At 51.8% G+C, this 22,536-nt stretch carries 18 protein-coding genes; 9 read left to right on the forward strand and 9 right to left on the reverse strand.

Annotated elements, in window-relative coordinates:
- Window positions 1-49: 49 nt before the first annotated feature.
- Window positions 50-604, reverse strand: coding sequence for a flavin reductase family protein (locus ACTS9Y_RS11125; RefSeq protein WP_442585995.1), 555 nt, complete (start codon window positions 602-604; stop codon window positions 50-52).
- A gap of 12 nt (window positions 605-616) precedes the next feature.
- Window positions 617-2,395, reverse strand: coding sequence for a glutamine--tRNA ligase/YqeY domain fusion protein (locus ACTS9Y_RS11130; protein WP_442585996.1), 1,779 nt, complete (start codon window positions 2,393-2,395; stop codon window positions 617-619).
- Between the two features lie 167 nt (window positions 2,396-2,562).
- Between ACTS9Y_RS11130 and birA the strand changes: the two genes are divergently transcribed.
- From birA to ACTS9Y_RS11145, 3 genes are read left to right on the forward strand one after another with little or no spacing between them, the layout of a single operon-like run.
- Window positions 2,563-3,552 carry a bifunctional biotin--[acetyl-CoA-carboxylase] ligase/biotin operon repressor BirA gene (birA, locus tag ACTS9Y_RS11135; protein WP_442585997.1) on the forward strand — a complete coding sequence of 330 codons (990 nt, stop codon included), beginning with the start codon at window positions 2,563-2,565 and terminating at the stop codon, window positions 3,550-3,552.
- Window positions 3,549-4,343 (forward strand): type III pantothenate kinase, encoded by a 795-nt coding sequence (locus ACTS9Y_RS11140; RefSeq protein ID WP_442585998.1) that lies wholly within the window; start codon window positions 3,549-3,551, stop codon window positions 4,341-4,343. The genes birA and ACTS9Y_RS11140 overlap by 4 nt, the downstream gene beginning before the upstream one ends.
- Window positions 4,344-4,345: 2 nt before the next feature.
- Window positions 4,346-5,110 (forward strand): SPOR domain-containing protein, encoded by a 765-nt coding sequence (locus tag ACTS9Y_RS11145; RefSeq protein WP_442585999.1) that lies wholly within the window; start codon window positions 4,346-4,348, stop codon window positions 5,108-5,110.
- Window positions 5,111-5,187: 77 nt separating this feature from the next.
- Here the strand turns inward: ACTS9Y_RS11145 and lpdA are convergent, their stop codons facing one another.
- Together lpdA and ACTS9Y_RS11155 are read right to left on the reverse strand one after the other, a co-directional pair.
- Window positions 5,188-6,960: a dihydrolipoyl dehydrogenase gene (lpdA, locus tag ACTS9Y_RS11150; RefSeq protein ID WP_442586000.1), complete on the reverse strand. Its 1,773-nt coding sequence runs from the start codon at window positions 6,958-6,960 to the stop codon at window positions 5,188-5,190.
- A gap of 76 nt (window positions 6,961-7,036) precedes the next feature.
- Window positions 7,037-7,465 (reverse strand): hypothetical protein, encoded by a 429-nt coding sequence (locus ACTS9Y_RS11155; protein ID WP_442586001.1) that lies wholly within the window; start codon window positions 7,463-7,465, stop codon window positions 7,037-7,039.
- A gap of 267 nt (window positions 7,466-7,732) precedes the next feature.
- Here ACTS9Y_RS11155 and ACTS9Y_RS11160 point away from each other — a divergent pair, with 267 nt between their 5' ends.
- From ACTS9Y_RS11160 to ACTS9Y_RS11175, 4 genes are all read left to right on the forward strand, one after another.
- Window positions 7,733-9,316 carry a glycoside hydrolase family 17 protein gene (locus ACTS9Y_RS11160; RefSeq protein WP_442586002.1) on the forward strand — a complete coding sequence of 528 codons (1,584 nt, stop codon included), beginning with the start codon at window positions 7,733-7,735 and terminating at the stop codon, window positions 9,314-9,316.
- Between the two features lie 57 nt (window positions 9,317-9,373).
- Window positions 9,374-11,935: a glycosyltransferase gene (locus ACTS9Y_RS11165; protein ID WP_442586003.1), complete on the forward strand. Its 2,562-nt coding sequence runs from the start codon at window positions 9,374-9,376 to the stop codon at window positions 11,933-11,935.
- Between the two features lie 146 nt (window positions 11,936-12,081).
- Window positions 12,082-13,170, forward strand: coding sequence for a PA0069 family radical SAM protein (locus ACTS9Y_RS11170; RefSeq protein ID WP_442586004.1), 1,089 nt, complete (start codon window positions 12,082-12,084; stop codon window positions 13,168-13,170).
- Between the two features lie 9 nt (window positions 13,171-13,179).
- The gene (locus tag ACTS9Y_RS11175; protein ID WP_442586005.1) at window positions 13,180-13,590 is read left to right on the forward strand and encodes a gamma-glutamylcyclotransferase family protein; all 411 of its coding nucleotides are present in this window, start codon (window positions 13,180-13,182) and stop codon (window positions 13,588-13,590) included.
- Window positions 13,591-13,638: 48 nt separating this feature from the next.
- Here the strand turns inward: ACTS9Y_RS11175 and aceF are convergent, their stop codons facing one another.
- Complete coding sequence (gene aceF / locus ACTS9Y_RS11180) at window positions 13,639-14,982, reverse strand: dihydrolipoyllysine-residue acetyltransferase (RefSeq protein ID WP_442586006.1); 1,344 nt, start codon at window positions 14,980-14,982, stop codon at window positions 13,639-13,641.
- A gap of 58 nt (window positions 14,983-15,040) precedes the next feature.
- Window positions 15,041-17,710 carry a pyruvate dehydrogenase (acetyl-transferring), homodimeric type gene (gene aceE / locus ACTS9Y_RS11185; protein ID WP_442586007.1) on the reverse strand — a complete coding sequence of 890 codons (2,670 nt, stop codon included), beginning with the start codon at window positions 17,708-17,710 and terminating at the stop codon, window positions 15,041-15,043.
- Between the two features lie 306 nt (window positions 17,711-18,016).
- On the opposite strand from aceE, the gene ACTS9Y_RS11190 reads away from it, so the two are divergent.
- Window positions 18,017-19,489 carry a M17 family metallopeptidase gene (locus ACTS9Y_RS11190; protein WP_442586008.1) on the forward strand — a complete coding sequence of 491 codons (1,473 nt, stop codon included), beginning with the start codon at window positions 18,017-18,019 and terminating at the stop codon, window positions 19,487-19,489.
- On the opposite strand, the gene ACTS9Y_RS11195 is transcribed toward ACTS9Y_RS11190, so the two are convergent.
- From ACTS9Y_RS11195 to ACTS9Y_RS11205, 3 genes are read right to left on the reverse strand one after another with little or no spacing between them, the layout of a single operon-like run.
- Complete coding sequence (locus ACTS9Y_RS11195; RefSeq protein ID WP_442586009.1) at window positions 19,486-20,712, reverse strand: FAD-dependent oxidoreductase; 1,227 nt, start codon at window positions 20,710-20,712, stop codon at window positions 19,486-19,488. The genes ACTS9Y_RS11190 and ACTS9Y_RS11195 overlap by 4 nt on opposite strands.
- Window positions 20,713-20,749: 37 nt before the next feature.
- Window positions 20,750-21,181, reverse strand: coding sequence for a TIGR01244 family sulfur transferase (locus ACTS9Y_RS11200; protein ID WP_442586010.1), 432 nt, complete (start codon window positions 21,179-21,181; stop codon window positions 20,750-20,752).
- Window positions 21,182-21,191: 10 nt separating this feature from the next.
- The gene (locus tag ACTS9Y_RS11205) at window positions 21,192-21,527 is read right to left on the reverse strand and encodes a metalloregulator ArsR/SmtB family transcription factor (RefSeq protein WP_442586011.1); all 336 of its coding nucleotides are present in this window, start codon (window positions 21,525-21,527) and stop codon (window positions 21,192-21,194) included.
- 259 nt (window positions 21,528-21,786) lie between these two features.
- Here ACTS9Y_RS11205 and ACTS9Y_RS11210 point away from each other — a divergent pair, with 259 nt between their 5' ends.
- Window positions 21,787-22,449: a Crp/Fnr family transcriptional regulator gene (locus ACTS9Y_RS11210; RefSeq protein WP_442586012.1), complete on the forward strand. Its 663-nt coding sequence runs from the start codon at window positions 21,787-21,789 to the stop codon at window positions 22,447-22,449.
- Window positions 22,450-22,536: the final 87 nt, after the last annotated feature.

Here is a 22,536-nt window from a genome sequence, read left to right on the forward strand (position 1 = left end):
CGGGCGATTCGCAGGGCTTTTTCTTGAGCAATCTGGTGGTATTAAAGCATTAACATTGCTGGCCAGTGGCAAAAAACACACCACCTGCAACGTGGTGGATAGTGCGTAAATCATCATGCCCGTCAAAGTGCCAGTGCCCATCACTGAACACCCGCTCATCAGCATAGGCAGCAACTACTTCGGCAATAAACAAATCGTAAGTGCCCTGGTTATGCGGTTCAGGAATGATTTTGCATTCCAGCCAGGCCACGCAGTCTTTGACCAACGGCGCGCTTATTTGCTGTGCGGCAAAGGTTTCAATGCCGTATTCAGCGAATTTATCCGTATTAGAAAAATCTCTGCCACTGATACTGCCGACCTGTTTCACCATCTCGATTTGCTTCACGCAAGGCAGGTTAATGGCAAAAGTACCTTCTGCTTCCATTAGCTCACGGCTGTAGGTTTTACTATCGATCACTACGGTGACTTTGGGTGGTTTGAAGTCTAAAGCGCACACCCAGGCTGCGGCCATCATATTACGTTTGCCAGCATGGGCAGATGTAATAATGGTCGTGGGGCCGTGGTTAATAAGCCTGAAAGCTTTGGTGAGTTCTACTGTTTGCATGGTGAAAATGGCTTATTTCTGCCAGTTATCCTTCAATGTCACTGTTCTGTTAAACACTGGCTTACCTGCTACGCTGTCCTTGCGGTCAGCGACAAAGTAACCGTGGCGCTCAAACTGGTAAATATCACCTGCATTCGCCTCTTGAGCGCTTTGTTCAAGTTGTGCCGTGATGGAAGTGACTGAGTTCGGATTGATGTCATCCAGAAAATCCCTATCGCCACTGCCCGGATGTGCATCTTTAAACAGGCGGTCATACAGCCTGATTTCTGCTGCATAGGCATGTGCTGCGCTTACCCAGTGGATATTGCCTTTGACTTTGACGCTGTCTGAACCCGGTGTGCCGGATTTGGTATCTGGCAGGTATTCGCAATGCACAACCGTCACATTGCCAGTAGCGTCTTTTTCACAGCTCAGGCATTTAACGACATAGCCGTAGCGCAGGCGCACCATATTGCCGGGGAACAGGCGGAAGTAGCCTTTAGAAGGTTCTTCCATAAAGTCTTCGCGTTCGATCCACAGTTCTTTGGAAAGTTTGACTACGCGTTTACCGAGGTCCGGTTTTTGCGGATGGTTGGGTGCGTAGCAGTCTTCTTCCTGATTGTCTGGATAGTTATCAATCACTAGTTTGATCGGGTCGAGCACGCCGATTTTACGCGGTGCGGATTCGTTGAGCACTTCGCGCATGCAGTCTTCAAGGATGCTGTAGTCTATCCATGAGTCTGCTTTGGAAACCCCGATACGGTCAGTAAACAGCTTGAAACCTTCAGGTGTATAACCGCGACGGCGTGCGCCAGCCAGTGTAGGCAGGCGCGGGTCATCCCAGCCGCTGACGTGTTTTTCTTCTACCAGCTGGATCAGTTTGCGTTTGGAAAGCACGACATAAGTCAGGTTTAAACGCGCAAACTCATATTGGTAAGGCACAGGGTTTGCCAGTAAACCGGCTTCTACCAGGCGCGCCATCAGCCAGTCGTAAAACGGGCGCTGGTCTTCAAATTCCAGCGTACAGATAGAGTGCGTGATTTGCTCCAGCGCATCTTCAATCGGGTGGGCAAAAGTGTACATCGGGTAGATGCACCATTGGTCGCCCGTATTGTGGTGATGCGCACGGCGGATACGGTAAATGGCCGGGTCGCGCATATTGATGTTAGGCGAGGCCATATCGATTTTGGCGCGTAACAACATGCTGCCGTCAGGGTGTTTGCCATCACGCATTTCACGGAAAATACGCAGATTGTCTTCTACGCTGCGGTTGCGGAAAGGCGAGTCTTTGCCCGGCTCGGTCAGTGTGCCGCGGTTGATACGCACCTCTTCTGCGGTTTGTTCGTCTACATAGGCATGACCATGGGTGATCAGCGCTTCAGCAGCCTGGTACATGACATCGAAATAATCCGATGCAAAATAGAGGTTGGTTTCTGCGCCAGTTGGCGTGTTGTTGTTCCAGCCAAAGCCCAGCCATTGCACCATGTCAGAGATGCTGTCTACATATTCCTGGCTTTCTTTTTCCGGGTTGGTATCGTCAAAACGCATATGGCAGACACCGTTGTAATCACGCGCCAGGCCAAAGTTGAGAAAAATGGATTTAGCGTGGCCGATATGCAAATAGCCATTCGGCTCGGGTGGAAAGCGGGTGCGGATTTTGGCAAAGTCTACCTGGCCGGTGGATTGATGCGCAGCATCCCCCGGCGAGCCTGCCCAGTGTTTGCTGGCATATTTATTTTCAGCCAGATCTTTCTCGATAATGGCACGAATAAAGTTGGAGGCAGCTGGAATCGGTTCTTTTTCTGTAGACATGGCAAATCTTGAAGTTTCTAAAGTGTGTTTATTTTACACGCTTCATCACCTGACCCAAAACGCTTAATACGCTTTGTGGCAGGCTTTAATCAACCGGCTGCGCCAGGCGGCTATGCTAAACTGCACACTGTGATGACGCTCTCAAATCTTGTGCTTAAAATAACCCGATGAATAAGCTGACATTTCCCATATTGGCGGTATTGGCCGATGGCAAGTTTCACTCAGGTGAAGCGCTGGCGCAGCAGTTTGGCGTGACACGCGCCACGGTGTATAACGCTATCCAGGCGGCACAGGCTATAGGCATTACGGTTTTTTCAGTGCGCGGACGTGGCTATCGTTTGCCCAAACCGGTGACGCTGCTGGATGCCGATGCCATTTTCCAGGCCTGTGGTGAATATGCTTCATGGTTTCATTTACAGGTGCTGGCACAGGTGGATTCGACCAATCGCTATTTAATGCAGGAAAGTGCGCGTGGTGTCGCGCATGGGACTTGCGCCGTCGCCCAGGTTCAAACCGCTGGTCGTGGCAGGCGTGGCCGTACCTGGCTTTCGCAGTTGGGCGGTAGCCTGACCTTTTCATTATTGTGGCGATTTCAATGTGGTGCGGCCGGGTTATCCGGATTAAGCCTGGTGATTGGCTTGGCGCTGTTGCGTGCCTTGCATGAACTCGGCTTGACTGACGTGCAACTTAAATGGCCGAATGACCTGGTCGTCATGCATCAAGGGCAATGGCACAAGCTGGGCGGGATTCTGATTGAGTTGCAAGGCGATATGGAAGGGCCAAGTGCGGCGGTGATAGGCATAGGGCTAAACCTGGATATCGAGCAGGGCATGCGCCAGCAGATAGACCAGCCAGTGCTGGGCCTGAACCAATTGTCAGGGCAAACCTTGAATGCGAACGAATTGCTGGGCCGTTGCCTGGCGGCCCTAGCAGTGCATTTGAACCAGTTTACGGAACATGGCTTTACCTATTTCCAGCAGTCATGGATGGCGCACCACGCTTTTCATCAGCAAGCGGTGAATTTATTAATGGCCAATGGGCAAGTCGTGCCGGGACAAGTGATAGGCGTGGCGGAAGAGGGCAGCCTGCTGGTTGAAACAGCCAATGGCCAGCAACGGTTTAATGCAGGAGAAATCAGCGTGCGGAGTGCAGCATGAAATTACTGATCGATGCCGGTAATACGCGTACCAAATGGGCATGGTGCCCTGAAAAGCCACTGGCGCTGGATATGCATTTAGAGATGGTGGCGCTGGAAACCCAGTTATGGTTGCATGATAGTGCGTGCCCGGACAGCCAGGCGCTAAAAGCCGCCATCGCGCTAGCTGATGAGATCTGGGTCAGTAATGTGGCGGGTGCTGATTGGTTGCAATCACTGGCTAATGTAAAAGAAAAAGTCATCTTGATCAAAGCCACGCCGGCTATCTTGGGCTTGAATAACAGTTATAGCCTGCCAGCTCAGCTAGGCAGTGACCGCTGGTGCAGTCTGCTGGCGGTGTGGCGATTGCATAAACAGGATGCCCTGGTCGTGACTGCGGGCACGGCCATGACCATGGATGCACTGGTTACCCAAACTGAGGCTGCGGAACGTACGGCTACTTTTACTGGTGGCAGCATACAGCCGGGTTTGAGCCTGATGTGGCAAAGCCTGCAACAGGGAACTGCGCAGCTTGATTATGAATACCCGCACAATAGCGGGCTCTCCAATGGTTTTGCGCGCAACAGCCAGCAGGCGATGTGGGCAGGGTGCGTGCAGGCATTGATTGCGCCTATGGCTAGCCAGTTCACACAGTTGCAGGCCCTGACTCAAGGACGTCAACCCGCTTTGGTGTTGAGTGGTGGCGATGCGATCATCTTGCAGAGATATTTGCCAGATGCATTGTCATTAAACGCGATTATTGTGGATAATCTGGTATTAAAGGGGCTGGCCTGTTTGGCTGAAAGTAATTAACAATGAAAAGATTATTCTGGGTACTGCTGCTGCTGAATCTGCTGGTGTTTGCCTATTTCAAGCGCGACGCCTTATCACCTGCCGTGAGTAGCCTTAAACCCGAAGTCCATCCTGAGCAAATAAAGCTACTCAACGCCAGTGCGCTGGAAACTTACCCAAAACGCACGGTGGCACCTGCGCAAGACACCTCACTAGCGGCCAGCCCGCCACCGCAGGAGGTTGCAACTTCTGTGATGCCAGCGCCCAAAATTGCGGATAAAAAAGAGCTGTCCAAACCGGCTGAATCGCGTCCAGTGGTCGCTGGAGTCTGTTATGAATGGAGTAGTTTTAATACTGCCAGGGTCAACGAGGCTGTCAACCTGGCGCAGCAATTAAATATTAAATCGCAGGTGGGCCAGCCGGTATTCGGCCAGGAAAATATCCGCTACTGGATCTACAAACCACCTATGGCCTCAGCCGAAGCAGTGCAAACAAAAGCAGATGAGTTGCGAAAGTTGGGGGTAGAAGACTTTTTTATCGTCCAGGATGATCCCAAATGGCGCAATGCGATTTCATTCGGCGTATTCCGCGATGAAAAACTGGCAGATAAATTGATGGAAGACCTGAAAGCCAAAGGCGTGCGCTTGCTGATCAAATCCACACGCAATAGTGGTCAAGGCCAGTCAGTCATCAAGCTGTTTAGTGTCAATCCGCAACAGTTTTCGGCATTGCAGAAGTCGCAGTCACAATTCCCGGATGCAGTGCTGAAAGAAATACCTTGTCAGTGATGCTTGCCGGAGCCAAACAAAAAGCCCGCGATTGCGGGCTTTTTGCTTTAACACCTCAGTGGCTTAGCGTTGCTGACTCAGCGTTTCTTCGGAGGCAACATATCAGTGATCGTGCCTTCTTTTACTTCAGCCGCAAAGCATACGGTTTCGGAGAGCGTCGGGTGTGCATGGATCGTCAAGCCCAAATCATGGGCATCTGCGCCCATTTCGATGGCGAGAACGGCCTCTGCCAGCAGTTCACCGGCATTGATACCTACAATGCCGGCACCGATCACGCGATGCGTCTCTTTATCAAAAATCAGCTTGGTGGCACCTTCAGTACGCGCAATCGACAGTGCGCGGCCGCTGGCTGCCCACGGGAAGCTGGCTTTATCGATCTCTATGCCTTTGGCCTTGGCTTCAGTTTCTGTCAAGCCCACCCAGGCGATTTCAGGGTCGGTATAAGCCACTGATGGAATCACCGTCGCCACAAACTCCACCTTGTGGCCTGCAATCACTTCGGCAGCGACTTTGGCTTCATGCGTGGCTTTATGCGCCAGCATAGGCTGGCCGACAATGTCGCCAATTGCAAAAATATGCGGGACATTGGTACGCATCTGTTTATCCACCGCAATAAAACCACGGTCATCCACAGCGACACCTGCATTTTCAGCGCCTATATTTTTGCCGTTTGGACGGCGGCCGATAGAAACCAGTACGCGGTCATATTTCTGTGTTTCTTTCGGGGCATTCGCGCCTTCGAAATCGACATAGATGCCATCGGCTTTGGCTTCCAGCTTGGACACTTTGGTCGAAACCATAATGCTCTCAAACCGTTTTTCCATACGTTTCTGCAAGGGACGGATCAGGTCGCGGTCAGCGCCAGGGATCAACCCATCCATAAATTCGACCACGCTGACTTTAGTGCCTAGCGCGTCATAAACAGTACCCATTTCCAGGCCGATAATACCGCCACCCACCACCAGCATGCGACCAGGGATGTCTGCCAGTGCCAGTGCTCCGGTGGAGTCCATAATACGCTCATCGTCCGGTGCGCCAGGGAATTTTGTGGCTTGTGAGCCCGCGGCAATAATGGCGTTTTCAAAACCGATCAAGGTTGCTTTGCCATCGGCGGCAGTGACTGCGATCTGATTCGGGCTGGTAAATTGACCCAGACCAGTCACGACTGTCACGCCACGCGCTTTTGCCATTTGTGCCAGGCCGCCAGTCAACTTGTTGACCACGTCATTGGATTTCCAGTTACGCAGCTTGTCCAGATCAATGTTTGGTTTGCCGAAGCTCAGGCCATGACTTTCGGTTTCTTCAGCTTCTGTAATCACTTTGGCAGTGTGTAATAACGCTTTCGAAGGAATACAGCCTACGTTCAGGCAGACACCACCCAGCGTAGGGTAACGTTCAACCAGAACGACCTTCAGACCTAAATCTGCAGCACGGAAAGCAGCGGTGTAACCGCCAGGGCCCGAGCCAAGCACCATCACCTGGCAAGTCACATCGTGATCGCCAGTGGCGACTGCAGCCTGGGGTGCAGATGTTTTGTTTTCAGGAGTTGCTGGCGCAGCTGCAGGTGTCTCGGCAGGGGCTGCCGGTTTGGTTTCTGCTGTGGCAGAGGCAGCGCTTTCCAGCAGTAGGATCAGGCTACCTTTGGCAACTTTGTCGCCGACTGCGATTTTGAGTTCTTTCACCACACCAGCGTGGGAGGAGGGGATATCCATGGACGCTTTATCGGATTCGACTGTGACCAGTGAATCTTCTTTAGCGATGGTGTCGCCGACCGCGACTAATACCTCGATGACATCGACGCTGTCAAAATTGCCGATATCCGGCACCACTACTTCAACCATTTGACTCATGAAAACCTTACGTTCAGAAGAATTTTGCTATTTTAACACCAAAAAAACGATATCAGTTTTAGCGTGTTCAGCTGGCTTAACGGTTAGTCACTGGAATTTTTCCATTGGCCGGTGCTGAAAGGAGTACCGGTTTTTGCGTGCAGGTTTCATGGCCGTAATTACCACCGGTATCATCAGGCTCGTAATAGTCATTTTTGAATGACCACAGCTTGCCGGCTTTGGTGAACTGGCCCAGGCCGGTAGAGAATTCTGCAAATTTCGCATCAGACAATTTAAAGGTCATGGCCAGCTGTTTACCGCGTGTAATGGTTTGCCCGGTATAGCTTTGTTTGTTTTCAGTGTGGGTGGCCAGGTCATACACGGCGATTTGTGAGGTGCTGTTACGGCGGTTTTTCTTCAGGTAGATCGTGACCTCGTAATCACCGACAGTGATGTTGTTGCCCTTGCACAGGTACTCGCCGCTGTAATCTGTTGTCACAACGGCAGGGGCTGCGAAAGCAGGCATGGAAAAAGCGGATAGCAAACAAATTGCTGTCAAACAGGATTTAACGTTCATATGACTTCTGAGATAGTTATTTGGCGAGAGAGGGTTAAAAGTAAGCAGTTTTGGCTATACTTTTTAAATATCGTTTCATCATAATTCCAATTGCTTAAATCACCAAGTCTCTTTTAGCAGTAGAGCGCTTCAGGTGAGAACCTTGTAGGACGCATGTATCGGCTATTTGTGAGAGAATACACGCTCTTTCTACACAGCTGACTTTCAGAATCCATCATGGTGCAACGTTCGTTTTACCGTATTCCGGCGTTATTTTGGGCAAGCCTGTTTCTGATCGGAACAGTCTTTTATGTATGGCGGATGCAACAACCCCAGCCATTGATAGAGGTGCCCGCGGACGTTTTGCCATTGCAATGCGTTTCTTATGCGCCTTACTACAAGCCCGGCATGAATCCGACCATCAAAGACACCTTTGTCGATCCGCTGCAGATTGAACAGGATTTACAAGCGCTGTCCAAAGTCACCAAATGCGTACGTACCTATTCTGTTTCACAAGGGCTGGATTATGTGCCTAAAGCAGCGCAGAAATATGGCATGCAGGTGATACTCGGCGCATGGATAGGCTGGGTGGATGCGGATAACAGGAAAGAACTCGAACTGGCGGTACAGCAGGCTAATCAATATCCTGACACTGTGCGCGGCCTGGTGGTGGGTAATGAGGTGTTGTTGCGCGGCGAGCAGACCGAAGCCAGGATGCACGAATACCTGCAATGGGCAAAAGAGCGCACCAAAGTGCCTTTGACCTATGCCGACGTCTGGGAATACTGGTTAAAGTATCCGGCACTTGAGCAAGAAGTGGATTTCGTCACAGTGCATATTCTGCCTTACTGGGAAGACAAGCCAGTAGCGATCGACCAGGCGGTGGCACATACCGCTTCGGTGATGGGGCATTTGGGCACCGTGTTTACAAAACCATTGGTCATAGGCGAAACCGGCTGGCCTTCACAAGGGCGTCAGCGCTTCCGTGCCAAACCAAGTGTGGTCAACCAGGTGCTGTATGTACGCGGGTTTTTACAGGCTGCCAAGCAAACCGGATGGCAATATAATATTATCGAAGCCATGGATCAGCCTTGGAAGCGTGAACTGGAAGGCACAGTCGGCGGTTTCTGGGGCATTTTTAACGATCAGTTGCAACCAAAATTCAATTTGCAAGGTCCAGTATCAGAACGGTCTGATGGTTGGGTACCTTACATCATCGCCCTGGTATTAGCGGCTGGCGCTGCCGGTTGGGCAACGCACAAACAATTACCTACTAGCCAGAAAGTCCTGTCAGGTGTAGTGGCCGCGGCGCTTGGTCTGCATGCTTATTTGCAGATCGATTATGTGCAACTGGCCGCACGTAACACGCTGGAGTTCGCAGCCCTGGGCGGTTTTGTCCTGCTTGGCTGGGGCCTGGTGTTATTACAACTGCGTCATTGGTTAGGGTTAGCGTCCAAGCCTTGCCTTGAGCAATGCCTGCTCAGATTATTTGCCATCGGGCTGTTTGTCACCAGTGCAGGTTTAGCGTTTGATGGACGTTATCTGGATTTCCCGCTGATTCTGTCATGGTTGCCTTTGATCAGTCTGCTGATGACCTTAATCACTATCCGGCAGCCTGAGGCAGTATCAGCGCCTGGGCAACAGACCGGCATCTGGTTCACTGTCGTCATGGTATTGCTGGCAGCTAACCTGTCAGTGGCGGTTGCCATGGCAGAGCCCGGCAACCTGACCGCCTGGTGGTGGACTCTGGTTTGTGGCGTGGCATTATTCGTGTTGCCTGCCAAGAGCATGCAACTGGCTGCCAAAACCACTGCCGCTTGATGGTTGGCATTGAAAAAAGCATCGTTTAAATACGCATCGTTTAAGAAAGTGTGAGAAGTGATACTGTCCTGGTTTAAAAAACTCATCCCTGGCCTGGTGTTTGCCATTTTGTTTTCTGCATTGCACTTCGGGGTCTGGGCGCTGGCTAACCGCGCCTTACCGCTTATCAGTGTCAAACCTGCCGTGAACGGCTTTGCGTACAGTGGCTATCGCGGCAACCAGAGCCCTCTGGATGGGCAACACCCCAGCACTGCCGAGCTGGCGGAAGATCTGGACCTGATGTCCAAACATACCAAGCATATCCGTATGTATTCTTCGCTGGATCTGAATGAGACGATCCCGCTGGCAGCCAGACGCAATATGAAGGTCATTGCCGGTGCCTGGATAGATACGGATGGTGCAAAAAATACGCGCGAAGTGTCTGCCTTGCTGGAAAAGCTCGAGAACTACAGCAATATTGATCGCGTGATTGTTGGTAACGAGGCATTGCTGCGTAATGACTTGCCGACCGAAGCGCTCATCAAATACCTGGATTTTGTCCGCGAGCACAGCACCGTGCCGGTTTCTACCGCCGAGCCTTGGCATGTATGGCTCAAGCACCCTGAGCTGGTCAAACATGTAGATTATATCGCCGTCCATTTGCTGCCTTACCACGAAGGCGTGCCGGTTGAAGGCGCGGTGCAATATACCATTGAGCGTTATAACCAGCTGATGGCGGCTTTCCCGCGTAAAAAGATCGTGATCACCGAAGTGGGCTGGCCTAGCCGCGGGCCTTCCATCGGCGCTTCAGTCGCCAGTGAAGTGAACCAGGCACGCTTTATCCGTGAGTTCCTGGCACGTAATTCGATCGAAGACCTGGATTTTTATCTGATGGAAGCCTTTGACCAGCCTTGGAAAGTCGCGCTGGAAGGCTGGGCGGGTGCTTATTGGGGCATGTATAACGCTGATCGCCACCAGAAGTATTCCTTGCAAGGCGCAGTGCCGCCTAATACACGCTGGATCGCCAAAGCCACCTGGTCTACGGTACTGGCATTTATCCCCATGATGTTTATCGCCTGGCGCTTCAAGCACTGGGGCATAGGCGGCGTATTATCGATGGCAGTGTTGTTCCAGGCGTGTATCACCACACTGACTATCGCCTGGAACCTGCCGGGTGATTACTACTACACCCTGCGGGATTTTGTGGTGCTGATCGGCCTGATCCTGGCGATTGCGCTCACTTCCATGGTGCTGATGATTTACGCCGCAGAATTCAGCGAGGTGATGTTCAAACCGCAATGGCGACGGTTATTCAAGCGTGCCACGCCTTTACCCGCAGAAAAAGAGTTGTTTGTTTCTATCCACCTGGCCTGTTATAACGAGCCGCCGGATATGGTGATTGCGACGATCGAAAGTCTGCGTAACTTGAGTTACACGCAATACGAAGTGATCGTGGTCGATAACAACACCAAGGACGAAGCCAAGTGGAAGCCAATTGAAGCTTACATGGCGACCTTGCCGGATAATTTCCATTTTTATCACTTGCCTTCGTGGCCAGGGTTCAAGGCTGGCGCGCTGAATTTTGCGCTGGATAAAACGCACCCGGATGCACAAGTGGTCGGTGTGGTTGATGCTGACTATGTGGTGACCACAGACTGGTTGTCTGACCTGGTGCCGCATTTCCTTGAGTCACAAGTCGCGGTGGTACAGGCACCGCAGGCGCATCGTGAATGGGAGAATCAGTTCTTCCATCGCATGTGTAACTGGGAGTTTGAAGGCTTTTTCCGTATCGGCATGCATCATCGCCACGAACGCAACGCGCTGATCCAGCATGGCACCATGACGCTGATCCGTCGCGAGTCACTGCAAACTCTTGGTGGCTGGTCTGAGTGGTGTATCTGTGAAGATACCGAACTCGGTTTGCGCCTGCTCGAAAACAAAATGGAACTGCGCTATATCGATGAAACGTTTGGTCGTGGCCTGACACCCGCTAACTTCAAGGCCCTCAAGTCACAGCGCAATCGCTGGGCCTTCGGTGCCATGCAGATCCTCAAGCATCACATGCCTAAACTGCTGGGTAAATCGACGCTCGATTTCAGCCAGCGTTACCATTTCCTCACTGGCTGGTTTGGCTGGTTTGGTGAGGCGCTGCAATTGATGTTCACCATTGGTTCTGTGTTGTGGACCATCGCCATGCTGCTGTTCCCAAAACACTTCAGTTTGCCGGTGGTGGTTATGATCGTGCCTATCTTGTGTTTTCTGGCGATCAAAGCGATTCTGGGGCCGGTGCTTTACCGCAAAACCATGCACTGCAGCTGGACCGATATTTTTGGGGCTTCACTGGCCAGCCTGGGCTTGTCACATGCGATTGCCAGAGGCATTATCGGCGGCCTCACCCATAAAGCGGGCGTGTTCGTGGTAACCAACAAAACCAAAGGTAAACTCAGCAACTGGCAGTTGATAGACCCGATCAAAGAAGAATTGCTGATCCTGATTTTCCTGATCTTAAGTGGTTCTGCCATGTTGTACGCGCGCGGTTTCAGTAACCTGGATGCGCAATTGTGGGTTTCCATGCTCGCATTGCAATCGCTGCCTTATTGGAGCGCGGTAGCTTGTCAGTGGATCTCGGAAAAGCGCTAGCGATTTCCAGATATCTATAAGTGATTTAAAAAGCGTTAGCCGACTTCAACCATCGGTTAACGCATTATTCAATAAAGGTTTTGGCAGGTTAACAACAACAAAAAATAGCATTTTGTCAGAGGCCTTTTTTCAGGAATGCGATGTTGATGAATGAAAAACCGCTTATCTACAAAGGTCGTGCGGCCAGCAGCAACCAGGTCAGTCGCTTTGACCCCTGCACGCGTGAGTCTACGGATGATGGCTGGGGCAGTCTGGATGAAGGTGCACCGCCCTTACGCACCGAAGTCATGCTGGATGCGACCAAATCCGTCATCAACTACATACAATCGCCAGACCTGCCTTTTGATCGCACCCTGAACCCATACCGCGGTTGTGAGCATGGCTGCATTTACTGCTACGCACGTCCAACCCATGCCTATCTCGGCCTGTCGCCCGGGCTCGATTTCGAGTCCAAGTTACTCATGAAACCAGATGTGGTCGAGCTGCTTAAAAAGGAATTGTCACACCCCAACTACAAATGCGCACCGATTTCGCTGGCGATGAACACCGATGGCTACCAGCCTATAGAGCGTGAATACCAGCTTACCCGGCAAGTGATACAGGTGCTCAGTGAGGCCAATCACCCTTTCAGCCTGGTCACCAAATCATCATTAGTCGAACGCGATATCGACCTGATTGCACCCATGGCTGCCAAAGGCCTCGCCAGCATTTACCTCAGCATCACCACACTGGACCGGCAGATCGCCCGCCGCCTGGAGCCTCGTGCCGCTGCGCCTGAGCGGCGTTTTGAGACATTACGCAGATTGAGCGAAGCCGGTATCCCTACCGGTGTGATGGTTGCGCCGGTGATTCCGGCTTTGACGGATCATCACATGGAACAGATACTGGAAAAGGCGCACCTGGCAGGCGCGAGAAAAGCCGGTTATGTGTTTCTGCGTTTGCCGCACGAACTGACGACCTTGTTTGAAGATTGGTTGCAGCAGTATTTCCCGTTAAAAGCGGCACATGTCATGAGCCTGGTTAAACAAAGCCGCGGTGGCAAGACTTATCAAAGTGACTTTGGCAAACGCATGCGTGGTGAGGGTGTTTTTGCAGACTTGCTGGCGAATCGGTTCAAGCTAAGTTGCCACAAACTGGGCATGTCGGGCGAACGGACAGGTTTTCGTACGGATTTGTTTGTGGTACCAGAATCGTGGCATCAGAAATCTCTAAGCCCGCAGTTGGCTCTGTTTTAATTAACTATCATGTCTGATTTGCTATTTGTCTATGGGACGCTGCGTAAAGGGAATTCTAATCAGATGGCAGAGTACTTGTCCACGCATGCTACGTTTCTAACGGGTGGCTGGTTTCGTGGACGCATGTACCAGATCAGCTTTTATCCGGGCGTGATTGCCTCTGATCAAATGGAAGATCGCATATACGGTGAGGTTTACAGATTACATGATGCGCAAACTTCGCTCGCGGTGTTCGATGCGTATGAAGAATGCAGTGTGGCGCATGCGCAACCTGCGGAATATCAACGTGTGCAAGCACATATTGATGCCATAGATGGCAACGCTTCCGTACAGGCCTGGATATATCTCTATCAATGGCCAGTCGCTGATAAGGTGCTGATCAAAGAAGGTGATTTCATGAAGCGTCTGCTGCAAGCTTAAAAAAAACAAAAGGCGCTGAAAGCGCCTTTTGTTTTATCTGTAAAAAAATTACAGCAACAACCTTCTTACATCACTCAGCATCACACGCAGGTGGCTAGTAAATCTGGCACCATCGGCACCGTCAATCACACGATGATCGTATGAGAGTGACAATGGCATGATCAGACGTGCATCAAAGCCGCCAGAGTCTTTGTTGTAGACCGGTTGCATGGCTGCACGGGAAACACCCAGGATGGCGACTTCAGGGCAGTTGATGATAGGGGTGAACATGGTGCCACCGATACCGCCCAGGCTGGAAATGGTAAAGCAGCCGCCTTGCATCTCTTCGACCTTCAATTTACGCTCACGCGCTTTGGCAGATAGGTCAGCCAGGTCACGGGCAATGTCCATCACGTCTTTCTGGTTGACGTCGCGTACTACGGGTACGACCAGGCCATCCGGCGTGTCGCAGGCAAAACCGATGTTGTAGTACTGCTTGAGGATCAGGCTATCACCTTCTGGCGACAGTGACGCGTTGAAGTTAGGGTAGGTGCGTAGCGCGTTGACCACCGCTTTCATCAGGAATGCCAGCAGCGTCAGTTTCACGCCGCGTTTTTCTGCTTCAACCAGCATGGACTTGCGGAAATCTTCCAGGTCAGTGATATCTGCTTCGTCAAATTGCGTGACGTGCGGGGCAGTCACCCAGTTACGGTGCAGGTTAGCGCCGGACAGTTTTTTGATACGTGACAGCGGTTTGGTTTCGATCTCGCCAAACTGGCTGAAATCAATGACCGGCATAGGCAATGTACTCAAACCTGTGCCAACGCCCATATTCTCTGAACGAGGTTTGGACAATTCGCCTTTAACGTAGCCTTGCACATCACTTTGCACGATACGGTTCTTGGGGCCTGTGGCTTTCACCAATGACAGATTCACACCCAGTTCACGTGCAAATTTACGTACCGACGGGCTGGCATGCGCCAGTTTTCCGGAAGTGCCTACGCTGGATTCTGCCACCGGGTTGGGGGTGGATTGCGGTTGCACGACTTTTGGCGCTTCTGCCACCGGGCGGCTAGGCTCGGGGATGGCTACGGTTTTCTCATCGACTTTCACCGTTGCCACTACTGGCGTTGCCGTCGGTTGTGGTGCTGGTTTCTCGGCAGGGGCTGCTTCGCCAGCGGTATCCAGCGTGATGATCAGCGCGCCTTGCTTGGTTTTGTCACCCACATTGATGTGGATTTCCTTGACCACGCCCGCCAAAGAGGAGGGGATGTCCATTGAGGCTTTGTCAGATTCAACGGTAATCAAAGAGTCTTCTTTGGCAACCGTGTCACCTACGCTGACCAGGACTTCAATGACATCTACGGTGTCAAAGTTGCCGATATCTGGTACCAGAACTTCTTTTAAGCTCATGTATTAAACCTTTATAAAAACGCGGTACTGCAAAGTCATGCAGTACCCATATCACTCATTAAATCGTTGTCGGGTTGGCGCGACTGATATCAATACTGTATTTCTTGATCGCTTCAGTCGCTTTGCCGGCTGGCAATTTGCCATCATCAGCCAGGGCTTTCAAGGCTGCCAGAACCACGTAGTAACGGTCCACTTCAAAGAAGCTACGCAATGCTTCACGGGAGTCAGAGCGGCCATAACCGTCGGTACCCAGTGTCACAAAGCGGTTAGGCACAAAGTTACGGATCTGGTCGGCAAATGAACGCATGTAATCTGTAGACGCGATCACCGGACCTTCTGCTTTTGCCAGCAACTGCGCCACATAGCTCAGTGTTGGCTTGGCTTCAGGGTTGAGCAGGTTCTTACGCTCGGCATCAATGCCTTCACGACGCAACTCAGTAAAGCTTGTCACGCTCCAGATATCAGCAGACACGCCCCAGTCTTTTTCCAGCAACTCGGCGGCGGCAATCACTTCACGCAGGATCACGCCTGAACCCATCAATTGTACTTTCGGGCCCTTGGCTTTGGATTTGCTAAAGCTGTACATACCTTTGAGGATGCCTTCGGCACTGCCTTCAGGCATGGCAGGGTGTGTATAGTTTTCGTTCATCAGGGTGATGTAGTAATACACATCTTCCTGATTCTGAACCATGCGGCGCATGCCTTCCTGGATGATCACGGCCAGCTCGTAAGAGAAGGTCGGGTCGTAGCTCACGCAGTTTGGAATCGTCGCTGACATCAGGTGGCTGTGGCCATCTTCATGCTGCAAGCCTTCACCATTCAAAGTCGTACGGCCAGCAGTCGCACCCAGCAGGAAGCCACGTGCACGGCTGTCACCAGCGGCCCAGGCAAAGTCACCGATACGCTGGAAGCCGAACATGGAGTAGTAGATGTAGAAAGGGATCATTTGCGTGCCGGTCACGCTGTAAGACGTGGCAGCCGCCAGCCAGCTGGCAAATGAGCCGGCTTCGTTGATGCCTTCTTCCAGGATCTGGCCGCTTTGTGATTCTTTGTAGAACATCACCTGGTCAGAATCTTGTGGCTCGTACAGCTGGCCGACTGAAGAGTAAATGCCCAGTTGACGGAACATGCCTTCCATACCAAAGGTACGCGCTTCGTCCGGTACGATAGGCACGACATATTTACCGACTTGCTTGTCACGCACCAAGGTAGACAAGATACGCACAAACGCCATGGTGGTGGAGATTTCACGCTCACCCGTTGCGCCCAGCATGTTCTCAAAGGCTGACAGTTCAGGCACGGTCAGTTCGTTACCTTTACGTCTACGGGCAGGCACAAAGCCGCCCAATGCCGCACGGCGTTCCATCATGTACTTGATTTCCGGGCTATCTTCACCTGGGTGGTAGTAAGACAGGCTTTCTACCTGCTCATCTGTCAGTGCCAGGTCAAAGCGGTCACGGAAGGCTTTCAGTGAAGAAAAGTCCATGCTCTTTTGCTGGTGAGTGGTGTTCTGGCCTTCGCCCGCATCGCCCATGCCATAACCTTTAACGGTTTTAGCCAGGATCACGGTTGGTTGACCTTTATGGTTCACTGCCGCATGGTAAGCGGAATAAACCTTATGCGGATCATGACCGCCACGGTTCAGACGCCAGATATCGGCGTCGGACATCGCTGCCACCATCTCACGCAGTTCAGGATACTTGCCAAAGAAGTGTTCACGCGTATACGCGCCACCTTTTTGCTTGAAGTTCTGGTATTCGCCATCCACGCATTCTTCCATGCGTTTGCGTAGCAGGCCGTCTTTGTCCATCGCCAGCAACGGATCCCAGTAAGAGCCCCAGATGACTTTAATCGCATTCCAGCCGGCACCACGGAAGTTGGATTCCAGTTCCTGGATGATTTTGCCGTTGCCACGCACCGGGCCATCCAGGCGTTGCAAGTTACAGTTGATCACAAAGATCAGGTTGTCCAGGCCTTCACGTGCAGCCAGTGAGATCGCGCCTTGTGATTCTGGCTCATCCATCTCGCCATCGCCGCAGAATACCCATACTTTACGGTCAGCCGTGTCTGCGATACCGCGGTTATGCAGGTACTTGAGGAAACGCGCCTGGTAAATACCGGCCAATGGTCCCAGACCCATAGACACGGTAGGGAACTGCCAGAAATCAGGCATCAACCATGGGTGAGGGTAGCTGGAAAGGCCATTGCCGCCGGTTTCCTGACGGAAGTTATCCATCTGCTCTGCGGTGATGCGGCCTTCAAGGAAAGCACGTGCGTAAACACCTGGGGATGAGTGGCCCTGGAAATACACACAGTCGCCACCGAAACTTTCATTCGCAGCACGGAAGAAATGGTTAAAAGCAACGTCATACAACGTCGCTGCCGACTGGAAGCTGGCGATGTGACCGCCAATGCCAGGCGATTTTTCGTTTGCACGCAGCACGGTCATGATCGAGTTCCAGCGGATCAGGGCGCGGATACGGCGCTCCATTTCCGGGTCGCCAGGTAACTTGCTTTGTTGGTGCGTGGGAATCGTGTTGACGTAAGAAGTCGTTGCTTTGTACGGCAAATGGCCGCCTGAACGGCGAGCCTGGTCTATCATTGCTTCCAGCAGGAAGTGGGCACGTTCTGGCCCTTCATTCTCAATTACTGCACTGAGTGCGTCTAACCATTCCTGGGTTTCTTGAGCATCAGTTTCATTGAGGTGTGCTTGCGAATGCGTTGCCATGCGTGAGGATTCTCCGAGTTTTAAGTCGCTGTGCGTATAATCCAGGGCTGGGTACTAAACCAAGTAGCAGTGCCTGGAGTTGAGCAATTGTTGATTACCAAGAAGGGGTTCCGAAATCGGATACTTGTTATTTTAATGGTATCACGTTGCGCGTCCCCATAGTGTTGCGGGAAGCCAACCTTTCAATCAGCCGTAAGTGTCTCTTTTTTGCTGCTTTTGGTCAAGTTTTGCATGAATTAACAATGCGTAACTACAGGTATTTGCTACGTTTATTTGATATTTTATATAAGAGTGTTTTCTGACTGTATGACGATTAACTGGACCCATCATTCCGAGATAAACGAATCCGCCATGCTGGATTTTTCCCAGCATTTGCTACTGGTGTTTGTAGATGCATTGCCTGAAAACATCCCGTTTCAACAGACATTGGATCATAAACTCAAGCGCAGCCAGCGCTCTTTGCAGGATATCGCTGAGAAACCGTTGACGCTGGAACTGGCAAATGGGGTGCTGGCCAGCGCTGTGCAGATTAAGACAACGCAATCGGTATTTGAACAACTGACGCTGCTCAGGCAAGCGGTTAAAACCTTGCTGGATGAGCGCCCGCAGCGCCTTGCGATTGCGATTGTCGGCAAAGATGAAGATATCAGCCAGATCGCCCGCCACGCGGCTTATGTGGCTGTGGTGAATGCCCAGAATCTGCCCGTGCTTAAACGTGAAACTAAATGTAATGCACTAAAGGATATCTGTGTTTTTGGCGTCAAGAATCTGCCATGGACTGCCGAAGTCGATGCGATTGTGGCAGGGAATACCTTAACCCGCGCGCTCACGCTCACGCCACCCAACCAGCAAACGCCCCAGCTTTACCGCCAGCGCTTGCACGCATTGGCCACTGCGCAGCACTGGCAATATACAGAATGGGATTGTGAAAAGTTAGCCGCCATCGGCGCGGGCGCATTTTTGGCTGTGGCACAAGGTTCAGCGCCGCAAGATGCAGCCATCGTCAGATTGTCGTACAGGCATCCGCAGGCAGAAAAAACCGTTGCCCTGGTCGGCAAAGGCATCTGTTTTGATACCGGCGGCCATAATTTAAAGTCGGCCAAATATATGCAGGGCATGCATCAGGATATGAATGGTAGTGCGGTAGCGGTGGGTGTGTTGCAGGCGATTAGCGCGCAACAACTGCCGGTGAATATCGATTGCTGGCTGGCCATCGCGCAAAACCATATCGGCCCAAACGCCTATAAACAGAATGACGTAGTCACGGCGCTCAATGGCATGACCATTGAAATCGTGCATACCGATGCCGAAGGGCGTATGGTGCTGGCCGATACCTTGACATTAGCCAGCCGGGATAAGCCCGATGTGATGCTTGATTACGCCACCTTGACCGGCAGCATGCAGACGGCATTAGGCTCACGTATGAGTGGCATCGTCGCCAATCGTAATGAATTGAATCAGCAAATGGTGGTGGCGGGCATTGCCAGTGGCGAGCGCGTGGTGGCTTTCCCCTATGCGGAAGACTATGACAGCGAACTGGATAGCGAGATCGCCGATATCAAGCAGTGCACCATGGAGAGCGATGCTGACCATATCATTGCTGCGCGCTTTCTCGGCAAGTTTATTGAAGGTGATATCTCATGGTGTCATGTCGATCTGTCTTCTTATACCCACAAAGATGGCCTGGGCGCAGTCGCCAGTGAGGTCAATGGCTTTGGCGTGGCATTGACCTTGCAATGGCTACAGGATTTTCTGGCGCAAAATAATTGGCATGCCTAACCGCAGGCGCCGCAACGCGCCAGCCACTCGCGCCCTTTAAGCATCAGGTTCCAGTACAGCCACGGTAAAACATATTTCTTGAGCCACCAGGCAGAGCGACGTGGTTTGGTCGAATCCCACGGGAAAGTCGGCACGATCTTGCCGCCATAGCCAAACTCGGCCAGTATGATTTTTCCTTTTTCTACCGTCAGCGGGCAGGAACCATAGCCATCATAACGTGAGGGCAGCGGTTGTCCGGCACGTTGTGCCAGCAGGTTTTCCGCGGCGATCACCACCTGCTTGCGCGCGGCAGCCGCTGTTTTGGCGTTGGGCGTATTGGTGCAATCGCCTACGCCAAAAATCTCGGGGTATTTCACATGCTGCAAGCTGTGCTGGTCGACTTCCACCCAGCCATCTGCATTGGCAAGCGGGCTTTGTTTCACAAAGTCGAGTGGCGTTTGTGGCGGCACCACATGCAGCAAGTCAAATGATTTGCTGATGCGGTTCACATTGCCATCAGCATCTTTCACATTGAACCAGGCAGTTTTTGCCGGGCCATCCACTTCTACCAGCGTGCTATTGAGGTTGAGGTCTACCTGGTAACGGCGGATATACTGCATCAACGGCTCTACGTATTCTTTCACGCCAAATAGGGCGGGAGTTGACGTGTAGAACGATGCTTTGATATTGCCCAGGCGGCCTTTGCCCAGCCATTCGGCACAGGAAAGGTACAGTGCTTTTTGTGGCGCACCTGCGCATTTAATAGGCATGGGTGGTTGCGTGAAAATAGCGACACCTGATTGCAATTCCTGCACCAGTTTCCAGGTGTAAGGCGCGAGATCAAAGCGGTAATTGGAAGTGACCCCATGTTGACCCAGCGTTTCAGTCAGGCCTTTAATGCCTTCCCAGTTCAGCTTCAGGCCAGCAGCCACCACCAGTTGCGCATATTGAATAGTGCCTGATGTGGCGGTAGTGACTTGTTTTTCAGCTGGGTTGAATGCAGTCACCGCCGTCTGCAACCAGGTCACGCCATCGGGAATGGCTTGCGTCATGGGTCTGACGGTTTTGTTCGCGTCAAACTCACCGGCACCGACCAGCGTCCAGGCTGGCTGGTAATAATGCTGGGCAGAGGGTTCGATAATGGCAATCTTGAGGGAAGGCGCCCGTTTTTTCAGGCTGGCAGCAATGGCACAGCCTGCGCTGCCACCGCCGACGATGACGACTTCAAAAGAAGTGTTGCTCATAAGTTTGCATACTCACATAAGGTTGGTTTTGCCAATCTTACCGCTTAATCCAGCCCAATACACGTGACGACAGGTTTTCCGGCGCATTCTGTGGCTGGCAACAGGCGGGTTTGCTGGCATCGTAGCCTAGGTTGCCAGACTGTAGCACTTGCTGGTAAACTTGGTTCGCGCGATTGCCTGTGCGGCAAAAACCCAGCGTCTGGCCTGGATGTTGCGTTAAAAATGTGCGCAGCTCATCAACATGGCTGGCTTGAATCTGGTTAGGTACCACAGGAATATAAGCATAATGCAGGCCAAGTGCCTGTGCTTTTTCTGCCAGTGTGGCATTGGCTGGCTGAGCGTCACCGCCTTCACCATCCGGGCGGAAATTAATCACTACTTTAAATCCCTGATCGGCGATCTCTGCCAGATCAGCCGCATTTAACTGACCAGCGACACTGAATCGCGGGTCTATCTGTTTCACTTCCATACTTTGACTCCTAAGCGCTTTCAAAACGGATCGCCTGCTGGCAGAACTCCCGGTGCAATACCTGAATGACAGCCAGTGCCGCCGGGCTGCTGATGCGGTAAAACACATTTTTACCTTCGCGGCGGGTAATCACCAGTTGTGCTTCGCGTAACACGGTTAATTGTTGTGACAGGCTGGGTTGTCGTAAATTCAAATTGCTTTCCAGGGCGCTGACGGATTTCTCTCCTTGCGAGAGCTGGCATAACAACATCAATCGGTCGCTATTAGCCATCACCTTTAAAAGACTGCTGGCCTGGTCGGCCGATGCTCTCAACTGCTCAAAAATATTCGCTGTGATCTCAGACATTGCATACTACCCCTATGAAGAACATTATTTTTATATTGTATGAATTGATGTAATTGAATCATCCGTCTGTCATATCGTGTCACCGCCATGACGATTGATGTATCAATTATGATAAAGTTTATCGCATAAAAGTCTGTCATGGTTCTTTCTGCGTGACTTCATGCTAAGTAAAGCTGTGAATGCTAAGTGACGCTGTGAATGTTAAGCGAAGCCGTGACCGGGGCATCAACAAAAAAACGAATAGGGGCAAAAGTACAGTATGCAATCATTATCATGGATGAGTCTTTTTCCCGAGCTGGAAGCGCTGGAAGAGTCGGGCAAAAAGTTATTGCTGCAATATGCGCGTATTGTAGAAGCGCCGATTGGCACCATCGGTTATCAGGAAGGCGATCACTGTGGCGGCTATGTATTACGCCTGAAGGGCCGTTCGCGTGTCTACAAGATGTCTGCCAGCGGACGGGAGATCCTGCTTTACCGCGTGGGAGCTGGCGAAACCTGCGTCATTACCACCACTTGCCTGCTGGGCAATAGCCAGTACCCGGCTTCTACCATTGTGGAAGAGGCGATTGAAGATGTGATCGTGCCGGATGCGATTTTCCAGCGCCTGATGATAGATTCGCCTGTATTCAGGCAATACGTGATGCAGAATTACGGCGCGCTGATCAGCGACCTGATCGTGTTGCTGGACGAAGTGGCTTTCCAGACACTGGATGCGCGCCTGGCCAAATGTTTGCTGGATATCGGCAATAACAATATCCACCGCACGCACCAGCAGATCGCCGATGAGCTGGGTACGGCGCGGGAGGTCATCAGCCGCCAGTTAAAGCGGCTGGAGCAAAAAGGCTGGCTGACCATGGGCCGGGGCGTGATTGAAATCCAGCAACGCGGCGAGCTGCTCAAGCTGGCCAACAGCGGTCAATAAAACGGCCTGTATCTCCAGCGATACAAATCCGCCACACATCGATACATTCACCAGTCATCTGCCGTGATTGAATGCACGTTATGGAAA

The organism is Methylophilus sp., assembly GCF_052173275.1.
Classification (GTDB): Bacteria; Pseudomonadota; Gammaproteobacteria; order Burkholderiales; family Methylophilaceae; genus Methylophilus.